General features: G+C 63.9%; 10 protein-coding genes. 6 read left to right on the top strand and 4 right to left on the bottom strand.

Annotated features, from left to right (window positions below; all coding sequences use genetic code 11):
- The first annotated feature begins 388 nt into the window (after positions 1-388).
- The 5 genes from ACFU4Z_RS33495 to frdD are packed head-to-tail and all read left to right on the top strand — an operon-like array spanning position 389 to position 3,878.
- Positions 389-622, top strand: a complete 234-nt coding sequence (locus ACFU4Z_RS33495) for a hypothetical protein (protein WP_379071462.1) — start codon at positions 389-391, stop codon at positions 620-622.
- Positions 623-647: 25 nt separating this feature from the next.
- Complete coding sequence (gene frdA, locus ACFU4Z_RS33490; protein ID WP_379071459.1) at positions 648-2,390, top strand: fumarate reductase (quinol) flavoprotein subunit; 1,743 nt, start codon at positions 648-650, stop codon at positions 2,388-2,390.
- 5 nt (positions 2,391-2,395) lie between these two features.
- Positions 2,396-3,139: a succinate dehydrogenase iron-sulfur subunit gene (sdhB, locus tag ACFU4Z_RS33485; protein WP_379071456.1), complete on the top strand. Its 744-nt coding sequence runs from the start codon at positions 2,396-2,398 to the stop codon at positions 3,137-3,139.
- Positions 3,136-3,528 (top strand): fumarate reductase subunit C, encoded by a 393-nt coding sequence (locus tag ACFU4Z_RS33480; protein WP_379071453.1) that lies wholly within the window; start codon positions 3,136-3,138, stop codon positions 3,526-3,528. The genes sdhB and ACFU4Z_RS33480 overlap by 4 nt, the downstream gene beginning before the upstream one ends.
- Positions 3,525-3,878 carry a fumarate reductase subunit FrdD gene (gene frdD / locus ACFU4Z_RS33475; RefSeq protein ID WP_379071450.1) on the top strand — a complete coding sequence of 118 codons (354 nt, stop codon included), beginning with the start codon at positions 3,525-3,527 and terminating at the stop codon, positions 3,876-3,878. Before ACFU4Z_RS33480 ends, frdD begins: the two co-directional genes overlap by 4 nt.
- A 92-nt stretch (positions 3,879-3,970) precedes the next feature.
- Here the strand turns inward: frdD and ACFU4Z_RS33470 are convergent, their stop codons facing one another.
- Positions 3,971-4,666: a TetR/AcrR family transcriptional regulator gene (locus ACFU4Z_RS33470; RefSeq protein ID WP_379071447.1), complete on the bottom strand. Its 696-nt coding sequence runs from the start codon at positions 4,664-4,666 to the stop codon at positions 3,971-3,973.
- Positions 4,667-5,427: 761 nt separating this feature from the next.
- Here ACFU4Z_RS33470 and ACFU4Z_RS33465 point away from each other — a divergent pair.
- Complete coding sequence (locus tag ACFU4Z_RS33465) at positions 5,428-6,015, top strand: hypothetical protein (protein WP_379071445.1); 588 nt, start codon at positions 5,428-5,430, stop codon at positions 6,013-6,015.
- 158 nt (positions 6,016-6,173) lie between these two features.
- On the opposite strand, the gene ACFU4Z_RS33460 is transcribed toward ACFU4Z_RS33465, so the two are convergent.
- The 3 genes from ACFU4Z_RS33460 to ACFU4Z_RS33450 form a co-directional block, all read right to left on the bottom strand.
- The gene (locus tag ACFU4Z_RS33460; protein ID WP_379071443.1) at positions 6,174-7,232 is read right to left on the bottom strand and encodes an endonuclease/exonuclease/phosphatase family protein; all 1,059 of its coding nucleotides are present in this window, start codon (positions 7,230-7,232) and stop codon (positions 6,174-6,176) included.
- 180 nt (positions 7,233-7,412) lie between these two features.
- Positions 7,413-8,267, bottom strand: a complete 855-nt coding sequence (locus tag ACFU4Z_RS33455) for an SDR family NAD(P)-dependent oxidoreductase (protein ID WP_379071440.1) — start codon at positions 8,265-8,267, stop codon at positions 7,413-7,415.
- On the bottom strand, positions 8,264-9,208 hold the full coding sequence (locus ACFU4Z_RS33450) for an alpha/beta hydrolase (protein WP_379071437.1): 945 nt from the start codon (positions 9,206-9,208) through the stop codon (positions 8,264-8,266). The genes ACFU4Z_RS33455 and ACFU4Z_RS33450 overlap by 4 nt, the downstream gene beginning before the upstream one ends.
- Between the last annotated feature and the right edge of the window lie 12 nt (positions 9,209-9,220).

The following is a 9,220-nucleotide window of genomic DNA, read 5'->3' as shown; positions in this document are numbered from 1 at the left end:
TGGGCGGGGGCGGTTCACCAAATTGTTTTCTGCTCTATGCCCCCCCGGGGGGGGTGCGCGTGCGGCCCCGGGCCCCCCCCCCCGGCCCCCCGCGGCTCGCATGGGAACTGGCGACGGCGGCGGGCGCGCCGTTTCGGGGTCTTGCGTCCGCGGTAACCAGCCCGGGCATCCCGCATCGGTCCGTGTGACGGGCGGCCGGCAGTTTGCCGTCCAGGGCTTTCGCCAGCGACGGGAGCACCCCGGGCTCGTACTGGCTCTTCGCCGCCAGCCGGGTCGCCGCAGTCGAATCCAGCACCAGAACGCCTCCTGCAGCCTCGACGCAAGGCGAGTACGCTTATGTGCCTACACCGATCAGTAGGGTGTGCCGCCGGTTCGCCGGGAGGTGCAGATGCTCAGCGCCACCGAACAATTCAGCAGGGAACGCGCCCCGTGCGGGAAGCTGAGGGACGGGGCTCGCCACCGCGAAGACGACGACGCGGGCCTGGTCATTGACGATCTGCGCTACGACTGTGGCTGCCGCCGGATTCGGCACATATTCCACGACGGCAGCATTCGGATCAGAATCGTCCGCCATAACGGCAAGGTCCTGATGGACGAGCACAGCGCCGACTTCGAGGCTTGACCGACGACGCCCAGGTGGTGCCACCATGACCGCTTCTCACGACGTCGTGATCGTTGGCGGGGGCGGCGCGGGCCTGCGTGCGGCCATCGCCATCGCGGAACACAACCCGCGGTTGAGTATCGCGATCGTTTCCAAGGTCTATCCGATGCGCAGCCACACCGTCTCCGCCGAGGGTGGCGCCGCCGGAGTCGCCGGTCCCGGCGACAGCGTGGACGAGCATGCATACGACACGGTCTCCGGCAGCGATTGGCTCTGCGACCAAGACGCTGTCGAGGCCTTCGTCGAGGAAGCACCACGGGAGCTGCTCCGGCTGGAGCATTGGGGCTGCCCATGGAGCCGTCGGCCGGACGGGCACATCGCGGTACGGGCGTTCGGCGGCATGACGAACAATCGCACCTGGTTCGCAGCCGACAAGACCGGTTTTCACTTGCTGCACACCCTGTTCCAGACCACACTGTCCTATCAGGACATCGTCAGGTACGACGAATGGTTCGTCACAACATTGCTCGTCGACGACGGCAAGGTGTGCGGAATCGTAGCCATAGAACTGGCGACCGGACGCGTCGAAACCATTCTCGCCGGCGCTGTCATCGTGTGCACCGGTGGCTGCGGCCGAGTGTATCCGTTCACCACCAACGCCAATATCAACACCGGCGACGGTATGGCGTTGGCTTACCGGGCAGGCGCGCCACTCAAGGACATGGAATTCGTCCAGTACCACCCGACCGGCCTTCCGTTCACGGGCATCTTGATCACCGAGGCAGCGCGCGCGGAGGGCGGCTGGCTGCTCAACAAGGACGGTTACCGCTACTTGCAGGATTACGACCTCGGGACGCCATCACCGGCGCCGGTGATGCGAAGCATGGAACTCGGGCCACGCGACCGGCTGTCGCAGGCGTTCGTACACGAACTCGACAAGGGCCGGACCATCGGCACACCGTACGGACACGTCGTCCACCTCGACATACGCCACCTGGGTGCGGATCTCATCGACACGAAACTTCCGTTCGTGCGCGAGCTGTGCTCGAAGTACCAGAACATCGACCCGGTCCGGGAACTGATCCCGGTACGCCCCGTCGTCCACTACATGATGGGCGGCATCCACACCGACATCCATGGCGCGACACCCCTGGAGGGCCTGTACGCCGTCGGAGAGGTCGCCTGCGTCAGCATCAACGGCGCCAACCGGCTCGGGTCGAACTCCCTCCCCGAGTTGCTGGTCTTCGGCGCGCGAGCCGGTCGTGCCGCCGCCGAGTACGTTAGCTCGGCCACGACTGGCCAGACCTCGGCGGTCCTGGCGCGCGGACGCGCCGAACAGGACCGGCTGGAACGGGACCTCACACGACACGTCGAGGGATCCGAACGCATCGCACACATCCGCACGGAGATGCAAGAAACGCTGGAGACCAGTGCCGGGATCTACCGGGACGGCGACTCCCTCGCCGAGGCGACCGACAAGTTGCGCGAGCTTCGCGATCGGTTCGGCGGTGTTTGCCTCGATGACCACAGCCGGGCGTTCAACACCGAACTGGCGGCAGTGTTGGAGCTGTCGTGCATGCTCGATGTGGCGGAATGCATCGTCGCCTGCGCGCTGGCGCGAGAGGAATCTCGGGGCGCGCACCAACGGACCGATTTCCCCGCCAGGAACGACCAGCGATTCCTGGCCCATTCGATGATCCACCGCCGGCCGGACGGCTCGGGCCGCGTCTCGTACCTCCCGGTGACGATTACTCGCTGGCCTCCCGGCGAACGCGTATACGGGAGGTGATGACGATGGTGGACCGGATAACCCTGCGGGTCGCGCGCTACCGACCGGATCAAGAGGACGAACCGGTACTGCAGACGTACGAAGTTCCGCTGCGCAAGGAATGGACGGTGCTCGACGGCCTCAACTACATCAAGGACTACCTCGACGGAACGGTGTCGTACCGGTGGTCGTGCCGGATGGGTATCTGCGGCAGCTGCGGCATGACCATCAACGGAGATCCGCAACTGAGCTGCGCCACTTTCCTGACCGACTACGCGCCGGGGCCGGTGCGGGTCGAGCCATTGCGCAACTTCCCGGTGATCCGGGATCTCGTCATAGAGATCAGCGACTTCATGCACAAGCTGACCGAGGTCGAGCCATGGCTGATCAGGACGGAACACCGGCCACTCGAAGACGGTGAGTACCTGCAAACACCGTCCGAAATGGATGACTACCAGAAATACAGCATGTGTATCAACTGCATGCTCTGCTACTCGGCTTGTCCTGTCTACGCCGTCCAGCCCGCGTTCCTCGGTCCGGCGGCGATCGCGCTGGCCCAACGCTACAACCTCGACTCCCGCGATGAGGGAGCCGAAGATCGGCGGGACGTGCTCGCGTCCGCCGAGGGAGTATGGTCCTGCACCTTTGTCGGCGAGTGCACCACCGCCTGCCCCAAGGGGGTCGACCCGGCAGGCGCGATCCAACGCTACAAGCTGACCGCGGCGACGCAATCGCTCCGAGATTTCCTCATGCCTTGGCGGGCACGATGACCACGACACCCCGGTTGTACCGAAAGCCGATCTCCAGGTTCTGGTGGGTGCGACGCCGCTCATACCTGATCTTCGTCCTGCGCGAACTCAGCAGCGTGTTCGTCGCCTGGTTCGTGGTATATCTCCTGCTTCTGGTCAACGCGGTCAGTTCCGGAAGCGAGGAGTACCAGCGGTTTCTGAGCCGGAGCGCCCACCCGTGGATGCTTGCACTCAACGGCATCGCCCTGCTGTTTGTGCTTCTGCACACGGTCACCTGGTTCAACCTCGCGCCGAAGGCCATAGTGGTCCGCGTGCGGAACCGGCGCGTCGCACCGGCCGTGATCCTTGGGCTGCACTATCTGCTCTGGGGTCTACTGACGGCGATCACGCTGTGGGTGGTGCTGCGATGACGAAAAGGAGATCCCTGGAACCGTTGATGTGGCTGCTGTTCAGCATCGGCGGGATGGCCACCGCACTGCTCATACCGGTACTGCTGTTCCTGTTCGGCCTCGCCTTCCCACTGGGCTGGCTTCCCACGCCCGACTACGCATACCTGCTCTCGGTGTTGCGTCACCCCGTCACCCGGCTGGTCCTTTTCGGACTCTGTGTGCTGGCTCTATTCCATTCGGCACACCGGTTGCGGTACACGCTGTACGACGGCTTGCGGCTCGAGCAGTTCAGCGCGTCGATCAGCCTGGCTTGCTACGGCGGCGCCGTCATCGGCTCGGGAACCGCCGCTTACTTCCTGCTGCGCATCTAAAACGCGGGATATTCAGCAAGGAGACAGCTATGTTGTTCTCCTCGAGCGGAGCCCGGCGTGCCCTGCCCCCGAACCGCTCTCCGGAAACATGGTCATCTGTCCGACAGTTCTTTCGGCGTCCCTTCTGCGGCGGTGATGATCTTGATCACCGCGGCGACAAGCGGGCCGTCGGGGTCGCTGAGACGCGGCAACGATCTCCGATTTACCAGCAGAGATCCAAGAGTGAGATCTACCAGTTCAGCACCGACCTGCTCGGCAGATTTACGACCTTCTGGCTCGAACCACGTCCACGCCCATTGCGCGGCACCGAAGATGAGCAGACTCCGGATACTTCGATCGACAGGCCGGAACTCACCCGAAGCAATGCCCGCATCGAGCAGGCCGTGCATGATTCCGATGTAATGCCGTCGCAGCTTCCGGCCCTCGGAACTCTCATCCTGCTCGGCGAACCGCGCGACCTCGCGCTGGAACGCGATAGTCCGATTTCGATCATGCACCTGATAGAGCAAGGACGCGTGCAACAGCCCTGCCAGCCGTTCGGTCGGCGTAGAAAACGCCGACACGATGCGCTCTGCCTCATCGATCCGCTGCCGCATATAGGAAATATGCAGAGCTTCCAGCAGCCGCGCCTTCGTGCCGTAATGATGCACGATCAAGCCTTGTGAAATGCCCAGCTCACTGGCAACACCACTGAAGCTGGTTCCGTCGTAGCCCTTCTCGGCAACATGGCGCGTGAAGACTTCGAGAATCGCACCCGACTTGCCCGGCTCAGCCGAACGCCTACTCACCGATACCACCCCTCCTCGTCCACATTTCCCGCATACTCCAGCGTCCACCGACTACTCAACCAGTCATTGACTGAGCGCGCAGTCAGTATTAGCATTGTGCGCCGAGTCACAGCAGCGTACTCACCGCATCAATCATTCATCTACATTCGAGCCATCAAATATGCAACAACACGCCTACCCAGCCGAGGCCGCGATCGAACGACGAGCCTCAGATCTCCACGCCCGGACCATCTTCCGCGGCCTGTGGAATCTGCGCACTACATGTAGCGACCACGGTGCCGTCCCCGCCGACCCGGGGTTCGCACCGCCGACCGACATGACCGTCCATAGCCCTCGCTTGCTGCTCACACCGACAATGTCGAACTGCTCGCGCGGTCCGGCACCTACGGCCATCAGCAACCACCGCCCACGCACAGGTTCGACGGCACGATCCGATCTGCGCTTCACATGACCTGCCTCTCTGACCGTGGCGCCAACATCTCGACGCGCATCGCCCGAGGCGGCGACTACTACGTCGTCACCAGCCGCGGCGGGTGGTCACCCCGCGCTATGAGCCCTCACTGCCAGATGGTCGCCATCCACCACGTTACGGCCCCTGAGTCCGAGCAGACAACCTCGGCGAGGTCCACCACATGGTCGTCGTTGGCAACGAACTTCTCAGCCACACAACATGATTCGCTAGAAACCCGCCTCGACTGTGACAGCCCGGCGACGAAGGACCATCGGGCCCGCCTGAAGCGCCGGCCCGCGATCAAGGACATGTGACCCCCATGGACGCGGGTATGGCGGCGGCACAGGAGGATCCGGCGGCGGATGCGGGATCTCTGCTCTCGCCGGATCAACTATTGGCCGCGATCGCCGGTCGGCTCGTCGAGCCGTTGCCGCTGATCGCGTGGGCGAGAGAACTGGGCGATCTACACGCCGCCCTGATTTCGGCGGTTGTGAATCCGCGGCGGCGTCCACCCGACGTCACCGAGGCCGCCCTCCATGCGGATATCGCGAAGGTCATCGACAAGATCAACTCTTGGGCGGTGTTCTATGTCCGCCATAGCCGGTGCGCCCGCCGCCACACTCACTCCTTCGGTGAGGTGATCAGTCACGTCGCGAAGACCTACGCCGAGGCGTGGTGGACGGTGCTGCACGCCGACTGCGAGGAGCTTCGGCACTCGGCGTGGGTCCATCTCGGTGAGGTCCGCGAAGGCTACGCGCAACTCATCGGCGATATCCGAACCGGCCGCGTACAACTCCCACTGGGATGGCGAGGCATCCGACATACCCGACAAAATATTGACGGCTCTTTCACAAAACAGGAAACCGAGGGGGATGAGGAGCACCACGGCAAGCAGTAGCAGGCAGCCCCTGTTGTGCAGTACCGAGGTGATCTGGTCCACCGCCTGCCGCAGAAGCGCAAAGACGCAGTTTCCGCGTCGGCGCACTCCGAAGTCTGCCGTAGAGCACCTAACGCGCCACGACCTCTCATCGGAGGCGTACACCCCCATCCTCTCTGTCAGTCGGTGAGTTGGTACGTCGCGAAGATGCCTTTGTGGTCGCTGCCCCACTGCGCTGGCGAGGCGAGGAAATTGTCCTGGGTGGGTTCTTGCCGTCGGGTACCGCGCACGATGGACCCGCGCGGGCCGATGATGCCGACGGCAGACAGGCACAGCGCGGCACCATGAGCGAAGATGTAGTCGACGCGGTCGCGTTCATCGGCCTCAGGAGCCCAGGCGAGCTCGCAGACATCCACATCGACGTTGTCCGAGGGCCAGGTGAGTCCGGGATGGGTGGCCGGGTCCGGATACATCGATCGGTAGGCATCGACGAAACCGGCTTGTTGCAGGCGTCGAGTGGTCTCCCACGCCTGCACCACACCGTTGTGGTCGAACAAGTTCGCGGTGGCGGGCGTCCAATCCAGCAGGGACGGCTCGTTCAGGTCGCCACCCATGATGACCGAAGACCCTTCGGCGATCTCGGCTTTCGCGTCGGCGAGAAAGTTGCTGATGACCTCGGGGCGGCCCGAGGCCGCGTTGACGCGCTGGATCAAGGCAAGGTCGGTGACTGGGCCGTCCGGCAGCTTGTTCCACTCGTGCTCGGCGAACTCGCCCGGCGCTGGCGCTCCGGGTCCGTGCCCTCGGGGCAGGTTGGAGGCATACCAGCGGTACTCCAGATGCGCGGAGTAGACAGTGAGGCGCTTTCCGTCGATGTTCAACCGCGCTTTGACCATCCAGTGCAGATCGGCACTGTCCTGGACCGGAAACACCGACAGAATTCCCGTGTCGTGCGAGGAGACGGCGTTGAACTCGTGCCCCCGCCGCTCTAGTTCGGCCGCAACGGCCGTGGTCGCCTCGGTTGCCTCCGAGAGCAGCACGATCGAGGCCTGTGTCGAGATGATGAGATCGGTGATCAGCTGAATCCCATGGGAGATTTTGCTGCCGCTGTGCCACGTGTTCAATGCGAGCACCCGGATCTGTCGTACCGCGGGTGCGGCAGCGGCAACGGCCATCACCGCACCGGCCGGGAGCGCTCCACCCGCCCCTGCCGACCCCAAGTCATCATCGCTTCGCGTCATCAACCCATCATGGCCTCCATCGAAGTGCCAACGATTGCGAGCAGTGCCGCTGCAGCACATCCGGGCTCAGGTGAGGGCCTACCGGGCATTGTCCGACCTCCGTGGCCACCACGACCCCCGGCGGCCAGTTCCGCTTCCCCGATCCGACTCCGTCATCCACCTACCCCCACCCCCATCGACCTACATGCGTTGCCCGCGGTTTCGGTTACTCGCCCATGGCATGAAGGTCGCAAAACCCGTCGCCATGATCCGCTGATATGACGACCCGCTGATTCGAGCCAGCACATCAAGGGCCTTTGCCTCCCAGCCGATCACTATCCGAGCATTGCCCCTGCGGACTCCGTTGAGAATCGTCGCCGCGGCCATTTCCGGTGAATGGATCGCCAACCATTTGTCGAAGAACTCCGCAAACGTCTGCGCGTCCTCGTCCTCGGCGACGCTCGCGTTACGGGCGACCGCGGTCTTGATACCTCCGGGATGCACACACGTCACCTTGACCGGGTGCTCGGCGATCAACATTTCCTGGCGCAGTGCTTCGGTAAAGCCGCGCACAGCGAACTTCGCCGCGTTGTAGGCGCTCTGACCGGGAACGGCGATCAGCCCGAACAAGCTCGAGATGTTGACGACGTGTCCATCCTCGGATGCGATCAGATGCGGCAGAAAGGCTTTGGTTCCATTGACGACGCCCCAGAAGTCGATGTCCATGATCCGCTCGATGTCCTTGAACTCGGACTTCTCGACATTGCCGTTGTAAGCGATGCCGGCGTTGTTGTAGATCTGGTTGACCGTGCCGAAATGTGCCACGACGCCATCGGCGTACGTCAGCACGGCCTCCCGTTCGGCGACATCGAGCCGGTCGGATTTGACGTCCGCGCTGAGCGCTTTGGTCTGGCGCACGGTTTCGGCAAGTCCTGCGGTATCGATGTCGGAGAGGGCAAGCTTTGCTCCCCTCTTCGCGAGATCGAGGGCTAGGGCTCTGCCGATGCCGGATCCGGCCCCGGTGATGACGGCGACTTTGCCCTCGAATCGGCTCATTCGACTACAACCTTTGCATCATCGGCGTGAATCTCCGAGGTACCACGAGAAAGGACGTGAGTGCGCAGTTTCGCGCCGAGGTCGGTTACCGCCTCGCCTGCTTCGGCGAGGACGCTGACCTGAAGGTGGAAGTCGTGCCAGAGGTTGTCGAACCGGCGATGGTCGACAATGCCCGTCGCGGCGGCGACGGCTGTTTCGATCTTGTCCGCGTCGACAGAGATCGGATCGTCGCCGGCAGTCTGCATGACGATCGGCGGCAGGCCGGTCATGTCGCCGTATACCGGGGAGATGCCCGGCAGCCTCGGATCGAGGTTGCCGGCATAGCGCGGGGCCCATTCGGCCGTCATGGACGGAAGGATGAGGGGATCCCGCAGAATACGTCGCGACCCGTCGATGTCGATCGCGAGGTCGGCCCAGGGGCAGATCAGACCGAGTGCGGCCGGGGCAGCGATTCCGCGCTCGCGCAGTGCCATCGCGAGCGCCAGTGTCAGTCCGCCGCCAGCGGAATCACCGGCGATGACCGTAGTTTTCGGGTCGAGTCCGGTTTCGAGTAGCCGGGCATAGACCGCCGCCATTTCCTCGAGAGCCCTCGGATACCGAGCTTCCGGTGCGCGGGAGTAGTCCGGGATCACAGCGGTCATCCCAGCCGCTGCGGCGAGGTGCGCGACCAGGCCGCGATAGCCCTTTGCGCTGCCGAGGGCGTAACCGCCGCCATGGAGGTAGATCAGAGTCCCATCGGTTCCCGCGTGCGCTGTCCGCACCCGCTCGATGGGGACGCCTGCGATGGTGACGCGCTCGAAGCGTGTGTCCTTCGGAGGGCGTGCGGTAGCGGTAAGCATCTCGACCATTCGGCGCTTCGCACCGATGGAAACGCGGCCGGACGCGAACAGCGGTCGCGAGCTGCGGAGGCAGGCCCGGATGATACGACGATTGATTTTCATGATGAACTCTCG

Origin of the sequence: Nocardia sp. NPDC057440 (assembly GCF_042802915.1) — a bacterium.
Lineage (GTDB): Bacteria > Actinomycetota > Actinomycetes > Mycobacteriales > Mycobacteriaceae > Nocardia.
Note: the sequence above shows the minus strand (reverse complement) of the source record. Positions and strands in the feature narration are given on the sequence as shown.

Coding starts and splice junctions, on each gene's coding strand:
- ACFU4Z_RS33450 (WP_379071437.1), bottom strand. CDS start 9,208: ATGAAAATCAATCGTCGTATCATCCGGGCCTGCCTCCGCAGCTCGCGA.
- frdD (WP_379071450.1), top strand. CDS start 3,525: ATGACGAAAAGGAGATCCCTGGAACCGTTGATGTGGCTGCTGTTCAGC.
- ACFU4Z_RS33495 (WP_379071462.1), top strand. CDS start 389: ATGCTCAGCGCCACCGAACAATTCAGCAGGGAACGCGCCCCGTGCGGG.
- ACFU4Z_RS33455 (WP_379071440.1), bottom strand. CDS start 8,267: ATGAGCCGATTCGAGGGCAAAGTCGCCGTCATCACCGGGGCCGGATCC.
- frdA (WP_379071459.1), top strand. CDS start 648: ATGACCGCTTCTCACGACGTCGTGATCGTTGGCGGGGGCGGCGCGGGC.
- ACFU4Z_RS33460 (WP_379071443.1), bottom strand. CDS start 7,232: ATGACGCGAAGCGATGATGACTTGGGGTCGGCAGGGGCGGGTGGAGCG.
- sdhB (WP_379071456.1), top strand. CDS start 2,396: ATGGTGGACCGGATAACCCTGCGGGTCGCGCGCTACCGACCGGATCAA.
- ACFU4Z_RS33480 (WP_379071453.1), top strand. CDS start 3,136: ATGACCACGACACCCCGGTTGTACCGAAAGCCGATCTCCAGGTTCTGG.